At 29.0% G+C, this 23017-nt stretch carries 27 protein-coding genes and 1 tRNA gene; 11 read left to right on the forward strand and 17 right to left on the reverse strand.

Translation table 11 applies throughout. The annotated features are described in order from the left end of the window. Position 1: 1 nt before the first annotated feature. From BR69_RS0110040 to BR69_RS0110095, 11 genes are all read right to left on the reverse strand, one after another. Positions 2-868: a hypothetical protein gene (locus tag BR69_RS0110040; RefSeq protein WP_027633079.1), complete on the reverse strand. Its 867-nt coding sequence runs from the start codon at positions 866-868 to the stop codon at positions 2-4. Between the two features lie 12 nt (positions 869-880). Beyond that, on the reverse strand, positions 881-1093 hold the full coding sequence (locus BR69_RS0110045) for a hypothetical protein (RefSeq protein WP_027633080.1): 213 nt from the start codon (positions 1091-1093) through the stop codon (positions 881-883). A gap of 10 nt (positions 1094-1103) precedes the next feature. Further along, positions 1104-1670 carry an ERF family protein gene (locus tag BR69_RS20350; RefSeq protein ID WP_051623568.1) on the reverse strand — a complete coding sequence of 189 codons (567 nt, stop codon included), beginning with the start codon at positions 1668-1670 and terminating at the stop codon, positions 1104-1106. A gap of 12 nt (positions 1671-1682) precedes the next feature. Next, on the reverse strand, positions 1683-1916 hold the full coding sequence (locus BR69_RS0110055) for a hypothetical protein (protein WP_027633081.1): 234 nt from the start codon (positions 1914-1916) through the stop codon (positions 1683-1685). Positions 1917-1918: 2 nt separating this feature from the next. Next, complete coding sequence (locus tag BR69_RS21970; RefSeq protein WP_162832173.1) at positions 1919-2071, reverse strand: DUF6906 family protein; 153 nt, start codon at positions 2069-2071, stop codon at positions 1919-1921. Positions 2072-2082: 11 nt separating this feature from the next. Then, positions 2083-2217, reverse strand: coding sequence for a hypothetical protein (locus BR69_RS22300; RefSeq protein ID WP_278246092.1), 135 nt, complete (start codon positions 2215-2217; stop codon positions 2083-2085). Between the two features lie 12 nt (positions 2218-2229). Beyond that, the gene (locus BR69_RS21820; protein WP_160169947.1) at positions 2230-2397 is read right to left on the reverse strand and encodes a hypothetical protein; all 168 of its coding nucleotides are present in this window, start codon (positions 2395-2397) and stop codon (positions 2230-2232) included. 182 nt (positions 2398-2579) lie between these two features. Beyond that, entirely contained in the window at positions 2580-2987 is a 408-nt protein-coding gene (locus BR69_RS0110080; protein ID WP_027633082.1) for a hypothetical protein, read from the reverse strand. Beyond that, positions 2988-3968 (reverse strand): ParB N-terminal domain-containing protein, encoded by a 981-nt coding sequence (locus tag BR69_RS0110085; protein ID WP_027633083.1) that lies wholly within the window; start codon positions 3966-3968, stop codon positions 2988-2990. It abuts the gene before it with no gap. A gap of 24 nt (positions 3969-3992) precedes the next feature. Continuing rightward, the gene (locus BR69_RS0110090; RefSeq protein WP_034849681.1) at positions 3993-4244 is read right to left on the reverse strand and encodes an excisionase family DNA-binding protein; all 252 of its coding nucleotides are present in this window, start codon (positions 4242-4244) and stop codon (positions 3993-3995) included. A gap of 11 nt (positions 4245-4255) precedes the next feature. Further along, entirely contained in the window at positions 4256-4468 is a 213-nt protein-coding gene (locus BR69_RS0110095; protein WP_027633085.1) for a helix-turn-helix domain-containing protein, read from the reverse strand. Between the two features lie 246 nt (positions 4469-4714). Between BR69_RS0110095 and BR69_RS21825 the strand changes: the two genes are divergently transcribed. The 3 genes from BR69_RS21825 to BR69_RS0110110 are packed head-to-tail and all read left to right on the forward strand — an operon-like array spanning position 4715 to position 6808. Then, on the forward strand, positions 4715-5128 hold the full coding sequence (locus BR69_RS21825; RefSeq protein WP_051623569.1) for a helix-turn-helix domain-containing protein: 414 nt from the start codon (positions 4715-4717) through the stop codon (positions 5126-5128). A gap of 27 nt (positions 5129-5155) precedes the next feature. Beyond that, a complete protein-coding gene (locus tag BR69_RS0110105) occupies positions 5156-5620 on the forward strand; it encodes an ImmA/IrrE family metallo-endopeptidase (protein ID WP_150112260.1) in 465 nt (154 codons plus the stop codon). 18 nt (positions 5621-5638) lie between these two features. Then, entirely contained in the window at positions 5639-6808 is a 1170-nt protein-coding gene (locus BR69_RS0110110) for a tyrosine-type recombinase/integrase (RefSeq protein WP_027633087.1), read from the forward strand. A gap of 103 nt (positions 6809-6911) precedes the next feature. Here BR69_RS0110110 and BR69_RS0110115 read toward each other — a convergent pair. Both BR69_RS0110115 and BR69_RS0110120 read right to left on the reverse strand, forming a co-directional pair. After that, positions 6912-6988 (reverse strand) — tRNA-Arg (locus BR69_RS0110115). A gap of 249 nt (positions 6989-7237) precedes the next feature. Further along, complete coding sequence (locus tag BR69_RS0110120; RefSeq protein WP_051623570.1) at positions 7238-8137, reverse strand: sensor histidine kinase; 900 nt, start codon at positions 8135-8137, stop codon at positions 7238-7240. Positions 8138-8496: 359 nt separating this feature from the next. Between BR69_RS0110120 and BR69_RS0110125 the strand changes: the two genes are divergently transcribed. The 3 genes from BR69_RS0110125 to rbr all read left to right on the forward strand — a co-directional run bounded on the left by BR69_RS0110125 (position 8497) and on the right by rbr (position 10644). Continuing rightward, on the forward strand, positions 8497-9036 hold the full coding sequence (locus BR69_RS0110125; RefSeq protein ID WP_027633089.1) for a TDE2712 family protein: 540 nt from the start codon (positions 8497-8499) through the stop codon (positions 9034-9036). Between the two features lie 21 nt (positions 9037-9057). Next, positions 9058-9930 carry a DegV family protein gene (locus BR69_RS0110130; RefSeq protein WP_027633090.1) on the forward strand — a complete coding sequence of 291 codons (873 nt, stop codon included), beginning with the start codon at positions 9058-9060 and terminating at the stop codon, positions 9928-9930. A gap of 123 nt (positions 9931-10053) precedes the next feature. Beyond that, complete coding sequence (rbr, locus tag BR69_RS0110135; protein WP_027633091.1) at positions 10054-10644, forward strand: rubrerythrin; 591 nt, start codon at positions 10054-10056, stop codon at positions 10642-10644. Positions 10645-10976: 332 nt separating this feature from the next. On the opposite strand, the gene BR69_RS0110140 is transcribed toward rbr, so the two are convergent. Both BR69_RS0110140 and BR69_RS0110145 read right to left on the reverse strand, forming a co-directional pair. Continuing rightward, positions 10977-14108: an AAA family ATPase gene (locus BR69_RS0110140; protein ID WP_027633092.1), complete on the reverse strand. Its 3132-nt coding sequence runs from the start codon at positions 14106-14108 to the stop codon at positions 10977-10979. A gap of 3 nt (positions 14109-14111) precedes the next feature. Next, positions 14112-15290, reverse strand: a complete 1179-nt coding sequence (locus BR69_RS0110145; protein ID WP_027633093.1) for an exonuclease SbcCD subunit D — start codon at positions 15288-15290, stop codon at positions 14112-14114. A gap of 582 nt (positions 15291-15872) precedes the next feature. On the opposite strand from BR69_RS0110145, the gene BR69_RS0110150 reads away from it, so the two are divergent. The 3 genes from BR69_RS0110150 to BR69_RS0110160 are packed head-to-tail and all read left to right on the forward strand — an operon-like array spanning position 15873 to position 18326. Beyond that, complete coding sequence (locus BR69_RS0110150) at positions 15873-16448, forward strand: hypothetical protein (RefSeq protein WP_027633094.1); 576 nt, start codon at positions 15873-15875, stop codon at positions 16446-16448. A gap of 19 nt (positions 16449-16467) precedes the next feature. Continuing rightward, complete coding sequence (locus BR69_RS0110155) at positions 16468-17334, forward strand: ABC transporter ATP-binding protein (RefSeq protein WP_027633095.1); 867 nt, start codon at positions 16468-16470, stop codon at positions 17332-17334. An 11-nt stretch (positions 17335-17345) separates the two neighbouring features. Further along, complete coding sequence (locus tag BR69_RS0110160) at positions 17346-18326, forward strand: hypothetical protein (RefSeq protein ID WP_027633096.1); 981 nt, start codon at positions 17346-17348, stop codon at positions 18324-18326. A 305-nt stretch (positions 18327-18631) separates the two neighbouring features. On the opposite strand, the gene pepT is transcribed toward BR69_RS0110160, so the two are convergent. Next, a complete protein-coding gene (gene pepT / locus BR69_RS0110165; protein ID WP_027633097.1) occupies positions 18632-19858 on the reverse strand; it encodes a peptidase T in 1227 nt (408 codons plus the stop codon). A gap of 13 nt (positions 19859-19871) precedes the next feature. Then, entirely contained in the window at positions 19872-20663 is a 792-nt protein-coding gene (locus tag BR69_RS0110170) for a DUF1189 family protein (protein ID WP_027633098.1), read from the reverse strand. Positions 20664-20893: 230 nt separating this feature from the next. Here BR69_RS0110170 and lplA point away from each other — a divergent pair, with 230 nt between their 5' ends. Beyond that, on the forward strand, positions 20894-21874 hold the full coding sequence (lplA, locus tag BR69_RS0110175) for a lipoate--protein ligase (RefSeq protein WP_027633099.1): 981 nt from the start codon (positions 20894-20896) through the stop codon (positions 21872-21874). A gap of 168 nt (positions 21875-22042) precedes the next feature. Beyond that, a complete protein-coding gene (lipA, locus tag BR69_RS0110180) occupies positions 22043-22909 on the forward strand; it encodes a lipoyl synthase (RefSeq protein WP_027633100.1) in 867 nt (288 codons plus the stop codon). Positions 22910-23017: the final 108 nt, after the last annotated feature.

The raw sequence follows: 23017 nt of genomic DNA on the forward strand, positions 1-23017 counted from the left end.
TTTATTCCTCCTTGTCCCAACCTAATAACTTTCTTTCAAGAGACTCAAAATCATAGGTCCTCTGGTCAAAGTTATTAAAGTTGCTCTCTTTCTTTTGATATGTCTGTTTAATAGGCTTAATCTTTTCCAATAGAAGCCTGTCATACTGCTTTCTTAGGCTACTAGGACTTAATATATTCCTATGCCAAAACTCATGCTTCTGGCTAAATACTATTAGCTCCTTAACCTCTTCTAAATCCCTATTATCTATCCTAAGAATCTTATCAAATTCCTTTGACCATGTTTGAAAATTAGGTTTCCTTGTCTTAGGATTATTAGACTTAATATGATTAAATAAATATTCTGCTAGTCTGCATTCGTTAGAATCTGACGTATAGTTATTATCATTATTATCATTGTTTTCATTATTATCATTATTGTTTGTATTTGTTTGCGATTTGCTATCGATTTGTTCTCGATTTGTTGTCGATTTACTGTCGATTTGCTTAATCACTGAATCCATTGGTATATCTGGTGTTTTATCGGTTTGTTTTTGATACTTTTCATAATTTAAAATTCTTATTAAGGTATACTTTTCTCCAGAATACTCTATCATGTTTTCTTCCTCTAATAACTTAAGAAAATTCCTTACCTTTGTATTTCCCCATCCCCATTTTTTCATTAGTTTCTTTATAGAAGTTATACGGCATCCAACCTCTACTGTAACCAACTCATTTCCGATAAGAGCTTTACCTTCTTTATGGTTAGCTGACAAGAGAAGGTATAACCATGCTTGTAACTTAGTATATTTTTCTTCTTCTTGCCATAACCAATGGTCCTGTATACTTCTATATAAACTAACCCAACCTTTATTACCTTCTCCTGCCATCTCCCTTCCTCCTTAGTTTGATATATACTCTTTACGCACTTCTATAATCTCATTTAGAAATTTCACATCCAATATTCCCTCTTTATATAAACCTTCTAAAAGTTGCATTATATGTTTGCTTCCTAACTCTATATTAATAATGTCATTTTGATTATGAATAAACTCTATATTTTGACCTGTTACACTAATTGAATCCCATCCATCAAGTTCTATATCTAATTTCATGCAATACCTCCTACCTTTTCATTAACCATTCCATCACTTGTTGGTAATCATTTTCTTTTAATTCCTCAAACCTAGATACTTTTCTAAATTTACAAATATACTCTTCACTAATCTTCTTCTCTTTGGTTAATGTTCTCAGCTTGTTAGCTTGATCTAATGTTATAGTCTTAGGCTTGTCAGTACCAAATGTAGCTTTATTTCCATCATCATCTACATCTGAACTTATACCTAATAAACCAGATAGTTGATATCTTTTAGCATATGTTATACAACTTCCTAATTGTTGTGGGTCCATTTTCGTTGGTTTCATTCTTAAAATGTCCGTTTCTAGCCATTCACCTGTTGTATGGGTTAATCTAGTAGTAACCTCTACATACTCTCCATTACTAGAAATATTTTGTGTTAGCCAAATATCTTCTTTTGTTAAAATAGGTCTTACTACTTCCAAAATATTATCTAATGTTATATAATTACTTTTAAAGAAAGGATTATCAGCATCTGGCTTGATACCTTTTATATTTTCCTGTGCTTTAGTCATGGCAGTGGCTAAAGCCTTTATATCTTCACTTGTTTTCATATTAAATACCTCCTAATTTATCTTATAAGCATCTTGAAACATTATAGCTTTTGTTCCGTCTGCATTATCCCAATTATAGAACTTAGTTTCTACCTCAATCATATTCCCATTACTATCCTTAAAAATTTGAATTAACCTGTCCCCTAATTGGTTGTAACTCTCCATTTTATAACCCTTGTTTTTTAGTTCTTTTCTAAAATCATCTATGTTTTTATTCTCATAACTATCAAATATATGTTCTTTCATAATTACCTCCTTATATCTAGTGTCTTACCAGTTTCTTTATTAAGAAATATATAACTATCTGCTAATTTCTTAACTCTTAAATATCCATTAGGATTTACTCCATTGCTTTCTAAAAACTTTTTTTCTTCCCTAGTTAATCTCTTACCATTTTTCACTATATCCCCTCCTAAAGTAACTGTTTTATCAGCTTTCTAATTTGATATATTTCTTCATCATGTTTATTCTCAAGAGCATTCCAAAGTTCTGAGGTTAAATCTAGTAATTCCCTTGCTATTTCTTTAGTCTTGTCCTCTGTTTTCATTCACTTCTCCTCCTAACACCTTCTCAATGTTTTTATATTTTGTTCTAACTTATCTACAAGGTCCTCATGTGTAACCTTATATAGATTTCCTTTTACATCTTCTATAACAACTCCTAATGCTTCTACAAGCTCATTGTCCGTTGCTTTTAATTTTTGTTTTAGTGATTCTAACTCCCTCATCGTTTCCTCCTAAATTATGTTTATTAACATTATTAAAGCTATAACTAAAAAATTGATCTCTAATGTAGCTACAAGCATAGAATTTATTTTTTTACTTCTCTTGATTTTTATAATATTTTTTATTAACAATGCGGTAACTAGTAAGCTACAATAAATAGGGGTTAATACTACAGCCAACCTTATCAATTTACTTCTTCCTCTCTCCAATTATTTTCATTCATTTCTATTTGCCCATTTAAGATTTGTTCTCTTATGTCAATCTTTTTTAGAGATTTATTCAATCCCCTATATTTTTTAGATAACTGTTGTCTTATCTTCTGTAAATCCCCTTTATCTTTTGTACTAGATATATTCACATATAAACTCCCTGTATCCGTCTTTACTGAAAAACATTCTCTTACACCCTGCTCGTCCCTATATGAAGCCATAAGACGTTGAGTTATCCTTCTATATTCTTGTTGTATAAGTTTATTTGTATCTGGCTTTGCTATATATTTTTTTACTATTTCTATAAGTTCATCAACTGTAATATTAGGTTTATCCTCCATTATTGAGTTGATTTTTCCCTTTATCCTCTTATCCATTGCCATTTATTTCACCACCTTAATTTTTTTCATATTCTCAAAAATACTTTTCATATTCTCTAGCTTTTTTATTGATTCATCACATCTTTGAATATGTTTTTCTAAGGGCTCTGCAGGCGAATATTCTAAATAATATCCTATCCTTTTCTCATCTATTTCTATTGTCAAAACTCCATAGATAATATCTGCTATTTTGTCTGCTATCTTTTTTTCTTTATCTACTTTCCTTGCTTTTTCTGTGTATTGTTGATTTAATAATTCCTCTGCTTTGTTTTCCTTTTCTTCTTCTTTTAAAGCCTTAACTTCCTTGGTTATTTTATATGCTTTATTTACACTTATAATATTTTCTTTTGCTGCTTCTTTAATTACCTTTGGAGCTTCCTTTTCTATTGTTTCTACTTTGTGTATTGTGTCATGACTTACCCCTGCTATTTTTGCTATCTCTTCTCTGGTGTTTATAGGTTTTTCTATTAACCTTTTTTCATCATTTTTTTGCTTTATTAAAACTGACTTATCATTGACTAATTCATTGTTATTTTGAAACTCTGCTAATTCATTGCTTAGATCGTCAACATATGGCAGATTTCTGCTAGATGTTAAATCACTTCTTATCCCTTGATTTTCTTTAGCCTTCTTAGCTATACTTTCTTTAAGTTGTAATGCAAGAATTGACCTTTGGTAGCTTGATATATTTCTTCTAGCAAATTGATTTTTTATAATCCACTGCTCTACTTCTTCTTCATTTTCAAAGTCATAATCCATATTTAATATCTCAAACTTTATTTTATTTCTTGTACAAATTTCATAACGGTTATGTCCATCTATTATAATTCCATTCCAAGTTATAACCTTGTCTCTACATCCAAACATTAATATGCTTTTTTCAAGTTCTGTTTTTTCTTCTTCCATTAATGGTGGAATTAAATTCTTAAACTCTTCTCTTATTTTTAATCCACAAGTCTGAGCTTCAACTAACTTTCCTAACATACTTTTACCTCCTCAAAATATTTCTTATAATACTTCTCCTTCAAGAGTTATCCTATTTAACCATTCAATTAACATAGTCTTATTGACTAAAAACTTAGCTCCTACCTTAAAAACTGGGAACCCACTTCGTTGATTATGTGCCAATTGAAAAAGTTTGTCTTTTCCTATACCTGTAAACTTCGCACATTCTTGAATGGTTAATGTAGCTTTACTACTTTCATATCCTAACTCATCTAAACATTCTTTTAGTATGCTTTTAAATTCATCTGTTTTCATAATTACCTCTCCTAAGAAAATATTTCATTCTCTTTAACTCCAAAAGCTTTAGCAATTGCTATTCTGCTATTTTTTCTAGGGTATACTTTTCCTGCTTCCCACTGCCAATAATTCTTTTGTCCTGTGAAGCACTCTTCTGATGCTTTTTCTTGTGTCCATCCTTTCATCGTTCTTAAAACTTCAATTTTCTTATTCCATTCTAATGAGTTAAATAAATCCGACATAATACTCTCCTTTTTTACGTTTTTTATCGTAAATTTAGTTTATGGTTATATTTTACGTTATAAATTTTACTTTTACAAACGTAAAAACATGCTATTTTTACGTAAATTACGTCAAATTTCTTTACGTAATAAATTTATATTACGTATAATCACATATGCTTTTATTTACGTAGTATTCTTGACTATTTACCGTAAATTACGTATAATATGCTTATACTTTAACTTTAAATGAAAGGAGATAATAAAATGGTTCTGGATAAAAAATGCTTAGGTCATCTCATTAAGGAAGCTAGAAAATTAAAGAGTGAAAAAATTAAAAGTAAATATACTGGCCAAAATTTAGCAGATGATTTAAAGATATCTAGAAGCTATCTTGGTGATATTGAAAGTGGTAGGATTTATCCTAAATACGAATTATTAACAAGAATTGCTGAGTCTTGTGAAGTTCCCTTGTCATTCTTCAGCGAAAATAATGTTTCTAAATGCAATAAAGAAAATGAAAAGGTAAATACAAAGGAAAAAATTAATAATCTAATCAAAGATAATGGAATAGAAACTATAGCTGCACACTTTGAAGGCGAGGAATTTTCAGAGGATGACCTTGAAGATATAGAGAATTTTATAAAATACGTAGTACAAAAGAGAAAAAATAGAAATTAATCAATTTCTTTTAGTTTGGGGGTCCTTATGATAAGTTACGAAATTTTATTAAATGAAGTTAGCGAATGTGATATAGACATTTGCGAAACTAGCTTTAAGGGGGGAAGTCATGGCTTTTATTTAGAAAATACTATTTTTATAGATAAAAAAATAAGTTCTTCAACTGAAAAAAAATGTGTTTTAGCTGAAGAACTTGGACATCATCATACAACCTATGGAAATATATTAGATACTGATTGTATAAATAATATTAAACAAGAAAAATTAGCTCGTAATTGGGGATATGAAAAACTTGTCGGAGTTATTGACTTAATAAATGCTTATAATCACGGTGTAGTTGGTAAGCATAATCTAGCTGAATATTTAAATGTAACAGAATCATTTCTTGAAGAAGCTATAAATCACTATCGTGAAAAATATGGCACACACTATCAAATAGACAATTACGTAATATTTTTTGAACCTCATTTTGGTATACTAAAAAATTTTTAAAACATTAAGGAGGTACTTATGGCTACGAAAACTAATTACGAAAAAAATGGTCAAAAATATTATAGGGTAACAGCTTCCATTGGAAGGGATTCCTCTGGGAAACTTATAAGAAAAGAGTTTTATGGTAAAAGTAAGAAGGAGGCTGAACTTAAACGAGATGAGTATATAGATGGTATAAAAAATGGACTTAATTCAAATTTTAAAGATGTTACTTTAGGAAAGCTTATATATACATGGTTGTTTGAAGTTGTTAGAGTTTCTAGCAACATAAAACCATCAACATTTGAACGATATGAAGGTATATATAGAAACTATATAAAAGATAGTGAAATTTATTCTTTAAAACTAAATAACTTAAAATCTATAAATCTTCAAAGATATTATAACAACTTATACTCTATTGGTAAAAGCAGTAACGTAATAAAAAACTTAAATAAACTTCTAAAAACATTTTTTAATTATGCAGTAAATGAAGGGTATATGATTAAAAATCTATGTGCTGGAAAAAATATAGTGATTCCTGGTGAATCTACAGTTATAAAAGAAGAAATAATACCTTTTACTGATGATGAAATAAAATCTATAAAAAAGGCATTAGAAAAAAATAGATTGAAAGCTCTTATATTATTAGACTTAGGAACTGGTTTACGACGTGGTGAACTATTAGCTTTAAAATGGAGAAATGTAGATATAAATAATTGTGAATTGGTTGTAAAAGAAACCTTAAAGAGAGTCACTATAATAAACGAGGATGGATCAAGAACTGTTGAAACATTAACCCACGCTCCTAAAACAAAACATTCATATAGAAGTGTGCCTATCCCATCTAACTTAATCCCAATATTAAAAGAGCAACAAAGGATACAAAAATTAGATAAACTAAAAAGTGGAGATAGTTACATATCTAATGATTATGTGTTTACTACTGAAATTGGTAACCACATAGATGAAAGAAACTTAACTAGGTCTTATAAAAGAATACTTGAAAAGGCAGATGTTAAATATAGAAAATTTCATAATTTAAGGCACACATATGCTACTAAACTTTTTCAGAGAAATGTTCCATTAAAAACTGTTCAAGTTTTACTAGGTCATAGTGATATAAATTTAACTGCTAATATATATACTCATGTTATACCAAAAGAAAAATCTAATGCTGTTGATAAATTAAATGACCTTTTTATGTAGATTCTATTCTTTATCTATGTGGGAAAAGTGTGGGAAAAAGCATTTCTATTTCATCCAAAACTAAAAATAAAAACCCTGCAACTATTAACATTGCAAGGTTTCATGGTACGGCAGAGAGGATTCGAACCCCCGACCAACTGGTTCGTAGCCAGCTACTCTATCCAACTGAGCTACTGCCGCATATTTTATTTTTAACATAATTATATTATCATAGTTCCTTTTTAAAATCAATGTTTATTATTGTAATAAAACTTACACTTAACTTATATTTTTAAGTTCATATTACTCTATAGAATATCTGAACCCCCGACCTACTGGCTCGTAGTTATCTACCCTATCTTACTAATATGCTGTTACATATTTTATTCTTAATATAGTTATATTATTTTCATGCCTTTTTTAATAAACATTTATTAATGTACCTTATTACTACATTATATCCGATAGCTCCACCTGTAACTCTTCCCTTATTTTATCTTCTCTAATTATATTATAATTAGTTTTTTCTTCTAAGTTAGCATTAGGGAAGTATATTTTAAACTCAGTTCCTTTACCTTCTTCACTATCTACTTTTATCTTTCCACTATGCTGTTCTACTAATAACTTTACTAATGATAGTCCTATTCCGCTACCTTTGGCTATAATTTTATTTTTATCATGAGCCTTATAATATCTATTAAATAAAAACTTTTGTTTTTCTTTATCTATTCCTACTCCACTATCCTTTACTGATACTACTATACTATCCTTCTCTTTATATATGGTTACTTTAATAATACCGCCTTCATGAGTAAACTTAATGGCATTAGAAAGTAAATTCATAATTATTCTCTCAATTTTATCTATATCACAAGCTAATATTATTTCTTCATCCTCTGTATCAAATATAACCTCTATCCCCTTAGCTTTAGCATACTCCCTAGTAAGTAGGGTTACATCCTCAATTATTGATACTATATTATAATTTTTTATCTTTAATCCAAAGTATCCGCTTTCTAATTTATTTGTATCTATTATATTATTAGCAATTTTCAACATATGGTAACAGCTATTTTTAATAGTTTTTAAATATTTATAGCTATTATCTTCACTTATAAAGTTTTCATCACTTATTTTACTCTCATAGAGCTGTACTGCTGACAAGATTATATTAAGAGGAGTTCTTATTTCATGATATATATTAGAGATAAACTCATCCTTTATCTTATTATCTATAGATAACCTTTCTAATTCAGAGCTTAACTTAAATATTTTATTATTTAATTTTTTATTTTCCTTTTCTAATATCTCTATAGTTTGTAATTCATCATTAAAATCTAAAAAACTCATAGTATTCTCCTTAATATAAATGACTTATTTAGTGAATCCTAATATTATATTTCTACAAAAATCTACCATATTCTCTCTTGGTTTAATACAACATTTTTCACTATACTAATAACTATGATTTTATATTTTAAAATATTACAAAACTTTTTATATTTTCTTTAGTCTTCTATATGCATTAAGTTTAATGATATAATAATAAATCCCATAGTATAACTTACCTAAAGTTATCTAAAATAAAGACTCCCTTTTAATAAAATTATTTTTATTTTAAATCTAATCCTTAAATTAAAGGTTTTTATTTTTTATATGTTGAATATTATTATTATGTAAGTTTATGTTAATTTAGGGGGAGAATTTATATGATAACTAATTTAAAAATCAACTTAGAAACTATAGAAGCTATGCTTTACTTCTGGCAGGCTGTAGCTGAAAAAGATAATGTTCCTGAATCATTCTTCTATGACTTAGCTGATATGAAGGGGTTAAAGCTATGCTATGATGATGAATTTACATCAGAATCTGTACGTTTGGTCTTAAGCGCTATAAAGAATAGAGAGCTTTTATCAAATGCTACTTTAAAGGAAAAAAGATTTTGGAATTATAATATGTGGGTTATGGAGGACTTTGAATACACTATGTCCATGGTTACTCCAATAAAAACTTTAAACCTAAATTATTTAGTAAAAGAGTTAAATGAAATCGTACCAAATTCAAGGTATGAGGAAATAGAGGTTATATTTGCGCCTTTACATGTTAATGATTATATGATAAAAGATAACTGTCTTATAATAAACTTTTTCAGGGTAAAACCAAGTGACTTTGACCATAACACATTTATAGGAGATAATATACTAGAAGAGTATATTAAAGAGAAATTAATTGAACTTTTAAATAACTAATTTATGTAAGGAGAGTGAACTATGAATTTAGTAATATTAACTGACTCTAGTTGTGATTTGCCAATAGAGTACTTAAATGAAAATAATATACCAGCCTTAGGTCTTGTGTATCATTTTAAGGGTAAAGACTATGTAGACGACTTTGGTCAAACCATAAATTATAAAGATTTTTATGATGCTGTAAGAAATGGAGAGCTTCCAACTACATCTCAAGTAAATGCTTTTAGGTTTGAAGAAGAGTTTACAAAACATGTAAAAGAAGACAAAGCAATAATCTATATAGCATTCTCCTCTGCTTTAAGTGGAACTTATAATAGTTCTTTAATAGCTAAAGAAGCTGTTCTTGAAAAATATCCTAAGGCTGATATAACAATAATAGACTCAAAATGTGCCTCATCTGGTGTTGGACTTTTAGTTTATTATGCTAATGAAATGAGAAGAAATGGAGCTTCCAAGGAAGAGATAATTTCATGGGTTAATGATAACTTAATTAAAACAAATCATTACTTTACAGTAAATGATCTAAACCACCTAAAAAGAGGGGGTAGGGTCTCCTCTACATCTGCTATAATTGGAACTATTCTTGATATAAAGCCTATTCTTTATGTTAACTCTGAAGGAAAGCTTATATCTATAAACAAAGTAAAAGGCAGAAAGAAATCAATAAAGACCTTAGTTGATTACTTTAGAACTAATGTTATAAATCCTGAGGAACAAGTCGTATTTATAAGTCATGGTGACTGTTTAAATGATGCAGAGCATCTTAAGAAACTTTTATGTGATGAGTTTAAGATTAAAGACGTTATAATTAGCTCAGTAGGTCCTTGCATTGGATCTCATGGTGGTCCTGATATCCTCACTTTGTTTTTCTTAGGTAAAGAAAGAACTCTATAACTCTAACTTATATTAAAATATAAATATATATGAATTATAACTTTAACAAGTAAATAATTGTATAACTTTAGATTTTAGTGGAAAGCTAACTAAGTAAAAATAAATCAGAACGGAGTGATTGGTTTGAAAAGCTTAGTTGGTACTAAAACCGCTGGAAATTTAGCTAAAGCCTTTGCAGGGGAATCTCAGGCTAGAAACAGATATTCTTTTTATAGTGATTTAGCAAAGAAAGAAGGACATCATCATATTGCCCATGTATTTGCAGAAACTGCTGATAATGAAAGAGCTCACGCAGAGGTATTTTTTAATTTATTAATTGAAGGATTAGGAAAAAAAGCTCAAATTGATGTTGATGCTGATTATCCTGTAGGTTTATCCTCTACTGCTGATAACCTAAAATATGCAGCAGAAGGAGAAAAAGAAGAATGGGGAACTGCTTATCCTGACTTTGCTAAAACAGCAAAAGAAGAAGGCTTCCCTGAAGTTGAAGTTGCCTTCAAGAAGATTATAGAGGTTGAAAAACATCATGAACAAAGATATTTAGATTTGCATAATAGAATGCAAACTAACAGACTATACGAAATGGATACTGACCAATATTGGAAATGTAGAAATTGCGGATATATTCATGAAGGAAAATCAGCTCCAAGAATTTGCCCTGCTTGTAAATATCCTCAAGGTTATTTTGAAATCATGTATGACACCAAATCATAATCTTTATGTTAATATACATTGAACTATAAATTTATCTATACTAAAAACTTCAGCAGAATTTATGGTTCAATGAACCTTAAGTTATATAATTAAAGGTATATACTTTATGATATAACTTAGAAAAATACTTAATATTTTTTGTAACCATGCAAAAGCACTATGAATTAGTTTAAAATCATAGTGCTTTTACTATATGATGTTTTTATCTGATGACTGCAGACTGTAACACTCCCAGCCTCTAAAAAATGTGGATACCAGTTGTGCTACGCCCCTAGATTAACTCATCTAAACTTCAGATGGTGGAAAGAACCCCATCAGAAGGAAGATTTATTCTATATATTAAACTTGGTACTACTACCTTCCTTAGCCGGTATTATCTCAAGTTTTGCCTCTATCCTCTCTTTAAGTTCTGGAACGTGAGATATTATACCTACAAGCCTTCCTCCACTTTGAAGTCCTATTAAACACTGTATAGCATTATCTAAAGATTCTGGATCTAAGGTTCCAAATCCCTCATCTACAAACATGGTGTCAATCTGTATTCCACCAGCATAACTCTGAACCACATCTGCAAGGCCTAGTGCCATTGATAAGGATGCCTTAAAGCTCTCTCCTCCTGATAGGGTTTTTACATGCCTTGCCTTTCCTGTATAGTTATCAAATACTTCTAGTTCAAGACCTTGTTGGCTATTTCCTTTTCCCCTATCCTTCTTTCTAAGGAGTTCAAACCTTCCATTGGTCATTTTTCTAAGTCTTATGTTAGAAGCTTCTATTATGTCATCAAAATATGATGCTAAAACATATCTCTCAAAGCTTATTCTTTCACTATTATTTCCCTTAGATATATTTGCAAGATCTCCGATTATATTATATTGTTCTTCCTTTGATTTTATCTTTTCATTTAAGTCTTTTGCATCTTTTAATAGGGATTTATTATTCTCTATTCTTGAATAAATAACTTTATCCTTATTTAATAAATCTTTTTCTATACTCTCATTTTCCTTAAGATTTTCTCTTGTAGATGTAAGATCAACTGCTGATAAATCCTTAGTTTCCTCTAGAATATTTTTATACATTTCCTCGGAAATTTTAAGGTTATTATAAAAGGTTTGTATCTCTTTATCTAATCTACTTATCTCATCTTCTCCTAATATGCAGCTTTTATATTCTTCATAAGATTTAAATCCTATAGAAATTGTTCTCTCTTTAAATCTACCTAATGCTGCTTCTCTTTCTTCTTTAACCAATTCTAAATTTTTCTCTTTAGCCTCTCTATCTCCCTTAGCTCCAAAATAATTATTACTTGAAGTGTTAAAGTCATTCTCTGCTTTTAAATAATCTTCCTTTAACCTTTCTATTTTTGACTTTATTATTAAAAGTTCTTCTTCTATATCATTTAATGACTTTATTTCTCCATTAAATTCTTCTTCTAAAACTCTTAGATTCTCCTTTAATCCTTGAAGCTCTATTAATTTTTCTTTATTTAATACTTCCTCTACTTCTACTTCCTTCTCAGTATCTTCTATATACTTTTCTTTATTATTTTTAAGTTCTTTTATTGAATCTAATTTATTTATTTCCTCTAGGAGATTATCTATATCCTTGGTTAACCTATCTATATTCTCTCTTTCCTCTCCTCCCGAGGCTACTATTTTGTCCTTAAGGCTTGTTAAATCTACATAATTAAAATCCTTAAACACTTCTTCTGCCATAGGAATTATAACTTCCTCTAATGAGGATGACATAAAGGCATTTCTCTCCGTAAGGTTGTTTAAAATACTATCATATTCTTCCTTACTCTCATCAAATCTTTTTCTTTCTTCTTCTAATCTATTCTCTGTTACATTTCCTTCTATAAGCTTTGCAGGATTTGGATGATTAGTAGATCCACATACAGAACAAGGTTCACCTTGAATTAGTTTCGATGCTAATATTCCAGCCTGACTCTTTCTAAAGGATTCTTCTAATGCCTCATAGTTAGCCTTAATTTCTTTATACTCTTTTTCTTTATGATTAAACTTTTCTTTAATAAGTGTAAATTCTTTATGGTTTTTTAATGACTTCTCTACTTCTTTATAAAGCTTAAGTAGCCTATCTCTTTTTTTCTTTGCCTCTTCACATTTTAACTCTAATATAATTTTTTCTTTTTCCTTTTTAGATATATCCTCAATTTTACTTTGAAGATTTTTTATCTCATCTTTACTTATCCTTAAACTACTCTTATAATTAGTTATTTTATTAGTAGACTCCTCAAGTTCCTTAGTTATTCTAGTAATATTACCTTTAGTCTCTTCATGACCTTGTAGCCTCTTATGAAGCTTCTCCATATTATTTATACTAAGCTCTAAATTTTTCTTCTCTTCTTCTCTAATTTTCTCTTTTTTAAATTCTTCTTCTGCCTTTAAAAATCTTTCCTTTAAAGTATTCTCTTTTTCTATAGAAACCTTTAATTCTTCCTGTACCCTATTAAAACTTAAGTTTCTTTCCTTATAATACTCCTCCAAAGGCTTTATTTCTAAGGCCTTCCTTCCACTTTTTAAAACCTCTTCCTTATCTATATAATCCTTCTTTTGACTTTCATAATTATCTTTTTCAAGTTTTAATTTATTTAAATCCTCTAGCTTTTTATTTATGGCTTCCCCATTTATTATGGCTATCTTATCTTCCTCTATAGCTGATCTAATTTTAGTTATTTCGTCTCTTAGCCCCGTTTGAATTTCCTTATCACTCTTTATAATATTCTCTGCTGCCTCTATTATCTCTGCTACATTAAGATGATCCTCATTTATCATGTTATATAAGCCTTCATATTCTTCTTTGCAGTTTAAGCTTTTAAGCTTTGTGTCCCTTCTTTCTTGAACAAGCTTTATATCATTTCTTAAAACAGATGCATCTTCCCCTATTTTTCTTTGAATAGTGTCAAATATATAGGTTCCAAATATTTTTCTAAATATCTTTTCCCTCTCAAGACTATCTGATGTTAAAAGCTTTCTAAACTCTCCTTGGGGGATCATTACAATCTGCTTAAACTGTGCCTTGTTTATCCCTAATATACTATCTATTTTTTCATTAACATCCTTAACTCCAGTTATGACTTTCCCCTCTGGAAGTTTAAGTTCTGCATCGGATTTTTGTTCTGTAAAACCTTCACCTCTAACCTTCTTCTTTAATTGAAGTGGAACTCTTTTTATGTAATATTCCTTCCCCCTTAAAGTAAACCAAAATTCTATTTCTGTTAAAATATCAGCTTTGGCAAAATCACTTCTTAAGGATGTCCCTTCTCTTTCACTTCCACTAGCTTCTCCATATAATGCGAAAGTTATAGCATCAAATATAGTAGTCTTTCCAGCTCCTGTGGGTCCTGTTATTAGGAATATATTTTTATTCTGAAGTTTTGAAAAGTCTATAGTTTCCTTACCAGCATAAGGACCAAAAGCACTAACAGTTAGCTTTAATGGTTTCATAGGTTACTCACCACCCTTTTCTACTTCTTCAATAATTTTTTCCATAACCTGTTGTCTTTTATCATCACATTCTCTACCTGTAATATCCATATAAAAGTCTTTAAATAAATCCATCTTTGATTTGTTCTTATAGTTTCTTTCTTTTGAAACCTTAGTTTCTTCATTACCTTTTGTTACTTCTCTAGAAAGTTCCATTATATTAGGATATATAGCTCTAAGTTTTGCCATAGGCTCTAGTACTTCCCCTTCATCTGTTAGGATCACCTTTATATAATCTTCTCTATTACCTTCCCTATATACCGATGGATCTATTAGACTATTAAGTTCTCCTTTTATTATTCTAAAGTCTCTTCTCATAGGTATATTCCTAAGTTCTATATCAATATCTCCATACTTATCCATATTAACTATGGTTACTCCCTTTCTTTGTTTCACCTCTGAAAAAGAATACTTAAGTAAAGAGCCTGCATATCTTATCTTCTCACTTCCAACCCTTTGTGGACCATGAAGATGCCCTAAAGCTGTATAATTAAAATCCTCAAAGTACCCTGCATTTATAAGTTCAGATCCTCCTATTGATAATGGTCTTTCAGAATCACTAGTACTAAGTCCTCCCTTTTCTTCTACCTTATCGGTCATATAAGTAACATATCCATGAGCTATAACTACATTTCTTTCACTTTTATTCATCTTTTCTTTTATTCTTTCTATCATAGCCTTCATAGCCTTATCATGATCCTTTATAGTCTCATATCCATAAATCTCCCTAACTACAGGTGGATCTACATAAGGAATTAAATAAAAGTTTACTGGACCATATTCATCCTCTAATGTAACTTTATTTATCTCCCCATTAAATATCCCTTCTATATAAAGTCCCTTATTTCTCACTAAAGCTTTTGCAAATTCAAGTCTTTCTCCACTATCATGATTACCTGCAATAGCAATTACAGGAGTATTTAAATCTATTATTATTTTATTTAAAACCTTGTTTAAAAGCTCTATAGCTTCTACTGGTGCCACTGATCTATCATATAGGTCTCCAGCTATAACAAGAGCATTGGGTTTTTCTTCTTCTATAATATTAAAAAGCTCATTTAAAGCAATTTCCTGGTCTTCTGTCATGTGGAACTCATTAACTATTTTTCCTATGTGCCAATCACTTGTATGAATAAACTTCAATGATTTCACCTCTCAATAATTATTTATCTCATGGCTATAAACTTTAACACCCCATCCTCTAAAGGTTTGGGATAACAGTTGATACAACCCTAGATTAAATTATCTAACCTTCAAATGGTAGAAAGAGCACCATCTGAAGGAAGATTCCTTCTATATATTAATTATAACATTATAAGTATTATTTAATCCTAAGAAAAGTTTTGTTTTATCCATATAATCTTACAGATTAATTATATTAATGCATATCTATCAGATAATTAAATTTTACCCATCTATAAGTTAATCTACATCTAATATAAAAACTAATTAATATATGGATTCCCTTAAATTAATTTCTACAAAAATAGAATTTATCCACTTCCTAATATCTATCATTAATCAACCCATGAAGTTATAATGTTAAAACTTTTAATAAAGTGTTTATCTTGAATAAATTTCTTGTCATATAAGGACCTATTAGAATCATTTCCCTTATTAATTAAGATATTCTTACATATGTGTAAATGAATTGACAGTAAATATTTGGTTGTGTTATAACTTTAAATGGAAGTTAAATATTCCATTGGAAATTAGGAGGATTATATGAAAAAATTTATTGTTTTTTTAAGCGTGATTTTACTATCAGCTTCCTGTGCATTTTACTTTGCTCTTAATAATAGAACAACTTTACCTACTAGGGATATTTCATTTGATACTCCTGAGGATACTATAAAATATTTGTTTAATAATTGGCATTATACTGTTAAAGAAAATAAAACCTATCCTTCTTATTTGTTTACTTGTGAGAAACCAAGCAAGGAACTACTTATGGCATTTTCTAAAAGACGTCAGGGTAAATTCTTTATAGATCATGAAGCACAAGGTTTTTATCGTATTGATGATTTTTCTGTAAAAGTAGAAAATTTAATTATAAAAGATGAATTTAAGGAAACTGCAATTAGCCATAAATATCGCTTAAATAATATGGGAATAGGTGTAAACATTGATGATATAAAAGCTATTAAGGTAGAATATATAGGTGAACCTATGTATAAAGAACCGTCTTATGAAAAGGTGGAAAAAAGAAGGTTAATATCTACTGTTTTTTTAATACAAGAAAATGACTCTTGGGTTATAGATAACATTGTTTTAACTGACTCTCTTTCCCTAGACTTATAAAATAAAAGGAAGGTATTAGATGATAAAAGTAACTAGATTATCTAAATTTATAGACAATAATTTAGTATTAAATAATATATCTTTTGATATTAAAAAAAATAAAATTACAGCCTTAGTGGGGCCTAATGGTGCTGGTAAGACCACCTTAATAAGGTGCTTAACTGGCATATATCATAGCGAGTGTGGCTCTATATGTTATGATGGTAAAAACTTAAATGATGATTATAAGATAAAAGAAAACATAGGCTTTGTTTGTGATGAGAGCTATTATCCCTTTATGACCTCTATTAAAGACATATTATCCTATTATAAAATGATCTATAAAAACTTTCATATGGATAGATTTAATTATTATAATAATATATTTAAAATAGACTTAACCAAAAAATTTAATGATCTTTCTAAAGGTATGAAAATGAAGTTATCAATAATGATATCCCTAAGTATTAATGCTGATTACTTAATCCTGGACGAGCCTACATCAGGACTTGATCCCATATCAAAACGAGATTTTTTAAACCTACTTTTAGAATATAAAAATAATAAGAATTCCTCAATTTTAATATCCTCTCATCATCTTCAAGATTTAGAGAGAATCTGTGATGATGTAATAATAATGGATAAAGGGAAAATTAAAGGTGTGTATTCCTTAGATCTTCTTAAAAATAAATATAAAAAGCTCCAAGTAGCCTTTGATGATGTATCTGTAATAGATAATTTTAATTACGATAGTATTCTACATGTAGAAAAAGAAGGACGCGTTGCTACGTTTATTTGTAAGGATTATGAATTATTAAAAGAAAAACTCCTAATACTAAAGCCTTTATTTATAGAAGAACTAGATCTTAACCTAGAGGAAATATTTATATATTCTTTGTATAGTTAAAGGAGAAAATCATGAAAAATTTATTTAATAAAGCTCTTTTTATAAGTAAAATCAAAGAGATATTTTTTCTTATTTGTTTAGATATGTTGGTAGTTTCATATCTTGGTTTTAATACTTATAATAAATTTTTTATTTATAAGCTTACTGGAATAACTGATGGCTATTCTGATGGCCAATTTTATGGATTAAAAAATGAAATGGTTTCTAATCACTTATGGGTTATGTTTATTTCATTACTTCTTTTTTCCTTTATACTTTTAGGTATTAATAAAAATAAAGAATATTTATTTTTAGGTCACCAGCCCTTTAGTAAAACTTCTATTATATTTACTAAGGTTTTAATATTGTTTATTATCTTATTAATCAATGTTCTTATATTAAACTACACTTATATTTTGTGTTACATTAAATATAAATATATCTTTGATTATATAAATATAAATCTTATATATATAACAATTAGAACATTTTGCTATGATTTCACAATCTCCTTATTAATACTGGCTTTTTGCCTAGTTATAAACTTTTATGTTAATAATGGGATAATGGCTATAATATTAGAACTCGGTCTTATCGCAGTATTTGTAATATGTTGCTCTATGGTTTCTAGTAAAATATTTAGTTACAATAACGAAAAAGTACTTAATACATATTCATATTTAAAAAATAATTTTAGTATAATAGACTTAGCCACCGGTCGTACTACATGGCAGCTTATGCTTATATCTCTTATTCTAGGATTAACTATAATTTTTTTATGTGTAAAAAAGCTCTACAGCAGGCTAAAAATTGAAAAGCTTAATGGATACTTTTATTCTAAGGAGTTTTTAATATTTCTCAATTTAATTTTAAGTTTTTCAATAGCCCTAGGTCTTAACTTAACCTTAATTAATAGGTTATCCATTTATACTGATATAATATCTTTAATATTTTTCTTTTTCTCTTCTTATGTAGGACTTAATTTCTTAGAGAAAAAGTATTCCTTAATTTAAGTATAAAAAAGCACATCCAACATATTAAATATTTAGATGTGCTTTTATGTTTTATATAATTTTTATCTATAGGAGCACTAACTGAACTCTTAACTTATACTTATAACTTTTACTTTGTTATATCCTATCTTAAATCTATGGATAACTTAATTTTTAACATAGGAGTTCTATACTAGTGTTGTAAATCAACACTTAAGTAATATGAGGAAGAGTATTATACTTAAGTGTAAAATACTCTTCCTCATTAATTTATAATACTAAACCTTTGTCATTAATGATATTGGAATTATTAACTATTCTATATGTTATCTGCCTTCGTAAATCTCAGCTATCTTAACTATAACTTCTACTGCCTTTTCCATAGACTCTACTGGCACATACTCATACTTACCATGGAAGTTCTCTCCACCAGTGAATATATTAGGGCAAGGTAATCCCATGTAAGAAAGTCTTGCTCCATCAGTACCACCTCTTATAGGTCTTACTATTGGTTCTATTCCTACTTCCTTCATAGCTTCAAAGGCTATATCAACAACATACTTTACTGGCTCAACTTTTTCCTTCATGTTGTAATATTGATCCTTTATTGAAATCTCACAAGCTCCTTCTCCATAAGCCTTGTTTATTTCATCTGCCCACTTTTTCATATTAGCTTTTCTATTTTCAAAGCTATCCTTATCAAAGTCTCTGATTATATATGAAAGTTCTGATTTTTCAACAGCTCCCTTAATATCACATAATAAGTAGAATCCTTCATACCCTTCTGTCATTTCTGGAGTTTCATTCTTAGGAGCTTTTCCTATAAATTCTGATGCTATAAGCATTGAGTTTACCATTTTATTCTTAGCACTTCCTGGATGAACATTAGTACCATTGAATATAACTTCTACCCCAGCTGCATTAAAGTTCTCATATTCAAGTTCTCCAATCATTCCTCCATCCATGGTATAAGCAACTTCTGCTCCAAACTTTTTAACGTCAAAGTGATCTGCTCCTTCTCCTATTTCCTCATCTGGAGTAAAGCATATTTTTATCTCTCCATGCTTTATTTCTGGGTTATTTATTAAGTACTCCATAGCTGTCATTATTTCAGCTACTCCAGCCTTATCATCAGCCCCTAAAAGACTGTTTCCATCTGTAGTTATTAAGGTTTTTCCCACATAATGATTAAGATCTGGGAAATACTTTGGAGATAGAACTATGTTTTTTTCCTTATTTAATACTATATCTCCTCCATCATAATTTTCTACAAATTTAGGATTTACATTAGCTCCAGAGTAGTCTGGTGCCGTATCCATATGAGATATAAATCCTATGGTTTGAACCTTATTATCACTGTTGCTTGGTAGGGTAGCCATAACATATCCATTATCATCTAAGGATACATCCTTCATTCCCATTTCTTTTAGTTCCTTAACTAACTCCTCTCCAAGGATTAATTGTCCCTTAGTGCTTGGAGTTGTTCCTGTTTCTGTACTGGATTGAGTGTTGTACTTTACATACTTTAAAAACTTTTCTACTACTTTTGACATATAAAATCCCCCCTTAGGAAATTAAATCTTGTATTTCTTCTTCCTTTATAGCTTTTATAGCCATAAATAAATAAATACTTACTACTAAAAATGATACCACAAAAGGTACTCCAATTCCTACTAGTGCTAATAATGACTTTGCTAATATTATAGTAGTCATTGCATAGATAGAGATTTTGTACTTTTCCCCAAAACTTAGTTTTAAATCCTTAGATCCTACAAATATTCCTGCTACTAATGCATATAAAAGTGCAATTATTGCATTACCTATTAAAATATATATAGGTAGTGCAAATATAAGCATGCCATTAAACATTCCTACTATTCCACCTATTACCCCTAATATATCTCCATTAATATTACCAAGTCCCGCTTTACTATAGGATGTATCTACTTCACTAGTTGCAATACTATTATTTGTTATGCTTCCAAAATCCACTTGAAACCCATCTTTTCTTAATATAATACCTGATTTGCCTAAAAACTTATCTTTATCTACTTCTCCCTTTGTATCTATAACAAAGTATGTGTTCTTATCTTCTCCATAGGTAACAATCTCTTCTCCCCCGTTTACAATAAGAGCACCACTATTAAGCTCCATAGTTTTTATTTTATTATCTAATGCCTCATGCATTACCTTATTATAATTCCTAATTGCTATCATTGGCCTAAAAGCTGTAGCGATTGATAATATTAAAACTAATACTAATAAATATAAAAATGTAGATCCTTTAGATGTCTTCCTTAGCACATTATATGACTTAAAATCATATATACTACTTCCAAAACGTTTGAAAAAATTCATATCTTATCTTCCTCCTTATATTTTAAATCTATGAAAAAAATCATACTTTCTTAAAATATCCTTATTAAATATATTACCAAACTTTTCTTACCTAGTCTTTAAATAAATTTTAAATATACTTCTAAGCATGTATTAATTGTTTAAATATTCGCAATTATTATATTTATATTTTTTCTTTCATGATATAATGTCATTAAATGCCATTAATAATGAAAGAAAAGGGAGATGCTATGTTATTTATAAATCACAATAATACTAATCCTTATTTTAACCATGCTGCGGAACAATATGTGCTTGAAAACTTACCTGATGAATGTTTTATGCTATGGAGAAATGATCCATGTATTCTAATTGGTAAGAATCAAAATGCTTTTTCTGAAATAAATATAGATTATGTAAAAGAAAAGAATATTAAGGTTGTTCGCCGTTTAACTGGTGGGGGTGCAGTCTTTAATGATTTAGGAAATATAAACTTTACGTTTATCTCTAAAAATACAGGGGATGTAGCTACAAACTTTAGAAAATTTACAGCCCCTTTATTAAAAGCATTAAATAACTTAGGAGTAAATGCTGAATTCTCTGGTAGAAATGACTTAGTTATAGATGGTAAAAAATTTTCTGGTAACGCTCAATACTATCATAAGGATAAAGTTCTGCACCATGGAACTCTTTTATTTTCTAGTTCAATGACTGACTTATCATCTGCATTAAAGGTAAATCCATTAAAAATAAAGGATAAGGGCGTAAAATCTATAGTATCTAGAGTAACTAACATAAGTGATCATTTACCTAATCCTATGTCTGTTTTAGAGTTTAAAGATTATGTAATAAAGTTTGTAATGGATATATATAGTGAAAAAAATACCTATGAGTTTAATGAGCATGAGTTAAAAGTAATAGATGAAATTGTTAGAACTAGGTTTTCAACTTGGAATTGGAACTTTGGTAATTCACCTAAATATACATATTCAAAAGAAATGAGATTTCCTGGTGGAACCATTGAATTAAGCTTTAATGTTAAAAATGGACTTATAGAGAATCTAAAGTTCTATGGGGATTTCTTCTTTACTAAGGATATAAAGGAGCTTGAAGATAAGTTCTTAGGTCTAAGACATGAAGAAGCTTCTATAACAGAGTTCTTGGAAAGATTCCCTATAGATGAGTATATAAAAGGAATTACGTCTAAAGATATATTATATCTAATGTTTTAGTGTATATACATGGGACCGTCGCACTAAGAATAAATACTACAATATATTGTATGTAAATTCTTTAGTGCGACAGCCCATTTATTAATATAACTTCTAATGTTTAAACTTCAATAAAACATTAGAAATATTTTTCTCAATAATCTAATTTTACTTTAAGGAGATGAGTTTATGCATAAGAAAAAACCTGATTGGTTAAAAATTAAAATTGAACTTAACTCTAATTTAAAATCTGTACAAGCTTTAACTAATAGTCTTAAGTTAAACACTGTATGTAATGAAGCAAGTTGCCCTAATAGAGTTGAGTGCTTTAATAGAAAAACTGCTACCTTTATGATTCTTGGGAGTGTTTGTACTAGAAACTGTAGGTTTTGTAATGTAACCCCTGGTACTCCTGAAACTGTAGATAAACTAGAACCCCTTCACATAGCTGAAGCAGTAGGTAAACTTGGGTTAAAACATGCGGTTATAACACAAGTTACTCGTGATGACCTTAAAGATGGTGGCGCATCACACTTTGCTGAGGTAATAACTGAAATAAAAAGACTTAATACTTCTACCACAGTAGAGGTTCTTATATCCGATTTAAAGGGTAATATAGATGATTTAACAACTATATTAAATGCTAAGCCTGAAATACTTAACCACAACGTTGAAACAGTTCCTAATCTTTATAAAACTGTAAGGCCACAAGCTATATATAAAAGATCTTTAGATATATTAAGTAAGTCTAAAGAAATAGACAGTAATATATTAACAAAATCAGGCTTTATGGTTGGTCTTGGAGAAACTGAGGAAGAGGTTGTAAGTCTTCTAAAAGATCTTAGAGAAGTAGGTTGTGATATTGTAACCATTGGTCAGTATTTAGCCCCTACTAAGGATCACTTAGATGTAGTAGAATATGTTCATCCTGACATATTCGATAAATACAGGGATATAGCTTATGAATTAGGCTTTAAATATGTTGCCTCCGCTCCTCTAGTTAGAAGCTCTTATAATGCTTCAAAGGTTCTAGAGCAAGAAGGTATTATAAGTTAATTTTCTACAAAATAAAAAATCACACTATATATTTAGGTTTTCTATATATAGTGTGATTTTTAATTTATTTCTCTAGAAATATCTTAATTAATATTATTTTCATTCATC

This window comes from Clostridium hydrogeniformans DSM 21757 (assembly GCF_000686705.1).
In the GTDB taxonomy this organism is placed as follows: Bacteria; Bacillota; Clostridia; order Clostridiales; family Clostridiaceae; genus Clostridium_Z; species Clostridium_Z hydrogeniformans.

Bases quoted from the DNA above. Each gene is read 5' to 3' on its own strand.
- BR69_RS0110040 (WP_027633079.1), bottom strand. From the start codon at position 868: ATGGCAGGAGAAGGTAATAAAGGTTGGGTTAGTTTATATAGAAGTATA.
- BR69_RS0110045 (WP_027633080.1), bottom strand. From the start codon at position 1,093: ATGAAATTAGATATAGAACTTGATGGATGGGATTCAATTAGTGTAACA.
- BR69_RS20350 (WP_051623568.1), bottom strand. From the start codon at position 1,670: ATGAAAACAAGTGAAGATATAAAGGCTTTAGCCACTGCCATGACTAAA.
- BR69_RS0110055 (WP_027633081.1), bottom strand. From the start codon at position 1,916: ATGAAAGAACATATATTTGATAGTTATGAGAATAAAAACATAGATGAT.
- BR69_RS22300 (WP_278246092.1), bottom strand. From the start codon at position 2,217: ATGAAAACAGAGGACAAGACTAAAGAAATAGCAAGGGAATTACTAGAT.
- BR69_RS21820 (WP_160169947.1), bottom strand. From the start codon at position 2,397: ATGAGGGAGTTAGAATCACTAAAACAAAAATTAAAAGCAACGGACAAT.
- BR69_RS0110080 (WP_027633082.1), bottom strand. From the start codon at position 2,987: ATGGCAATGGATAAGAGGATAAAGGGAAAAATCAACTCAATAATGGAG.
- BR69_RS0110085 (WP_027633083.1), bottom strand. From the start codon at position 3,968: ATGTTAGGAAAGTTAGTTGAAGCTCAGACTTGTGGATTAAAAATAAGA.
- BR69_RS0110090 (WP_034849681.1), bottom strand. From the start codon at position 4,244: ATGAAAACAGATGAATTTAAAAGCATACTAAAAGAATGTTTAGATGAG.
- BR69_RS0110095 (WP_027633085.1), bottom strand. From the start codon at position 4,468: ATGTCGGATTTATTTAACTCATTAGAATGGAATAAGAAAATTGAAGTT.
- BR69_RS21825 (WP_051623569.1), top strand. From the start codon at position 4,715: ATGGTTCTGGATAAAAAATGCTTAGGTCATCTCATTAAGGAAGCTAGA.
- BR69_RS0110105 (WP_150112260.1), top strand. From the start codon at position 5,156: ATGATAAGTTACGAAATTTTATTAAATGAAGTTAGCGAATGTGATATA.
- BR69_RS0110110 (WP_027633087.1), top strand. From the start codon at position 5,639: ATGGCTACGAAAACTAATTACGAAAAAAATGGTCAAAAATATTATAGG.
- BR69_RS0110120 (WP_051623570.1), bottom strand. From the start codon at position 8,137: ATGAGTTTTTTAGATTTTAATGATGAATTACAAACTATAGAGATATTA.
- BR69_RS0110125 (WP_027633089.1), top strand. From the start codon at position 8,497: ATGATAACTAATTTAAAAATCAACTTAGAAACTATAGAAGCTATGCTT.
- BR69_RS0110130 (WP_027633090.1), top strand. From the start codon at position 9,058: ATGAATTTAGTAATATTAACTGACTCTAGTTGTGATTTGCCAATAGAG.
- BR69_RS0110140 (WP_027633092.1), bottom strand. From the start codon at position 14,108: ATGAAACCATTAAAGCTAACTGTTAGTGCTTTTGGTCCTTATGCTGGT.
- BR69_RS0110150 (WP_027633094.1), top strand. From the start codon at position 15,873: ATGAAAAAATTTATTGTTTTTTTAAGCGTGATTTTACTATCAGCTTCC.
- BR69_RS0110155 (WP_027633095.1), top strand. From the start codon at position 16,468: ATGATAAAAGTAACTAGATTATCTAAATTTATAGACAATAATTTAGTA.
- BR69_RS0110160 (WP_027633096.1), top strand. From the start codon at position 17,346: ATGAAAAATTTATTTAATAAAGCTCTTTTTATAAGTAAAATCAAAGAG.
- pepT (WP_027633097.1), bottom strand. From the start codon at position 19,858: ATGTCAAAAGTAGTAGAAAAGTTTTTAAAGTATGTAAAGTACAACACT.
- BR69_RS0110170 (WP_027633098.1), bottom strand. From the start codon at position 20,663: ATGAATTTTTTCAAACGTTTTGGAAGTAGTATATATGATTTTAAGTCA.
- lplA (WP_027633099.1), top strand. From the start codon at position 20,894: ATGTTATTTATAAATCACAATAATACTAATCCTTATTTTAACCATGCT.
- lipA (WP_027633100.1), top strand. From the start codon at position 22,043: ATGCATAAGAAAAAACCTGATTGGTTAAAAATTAAAATTGAACTTAAC.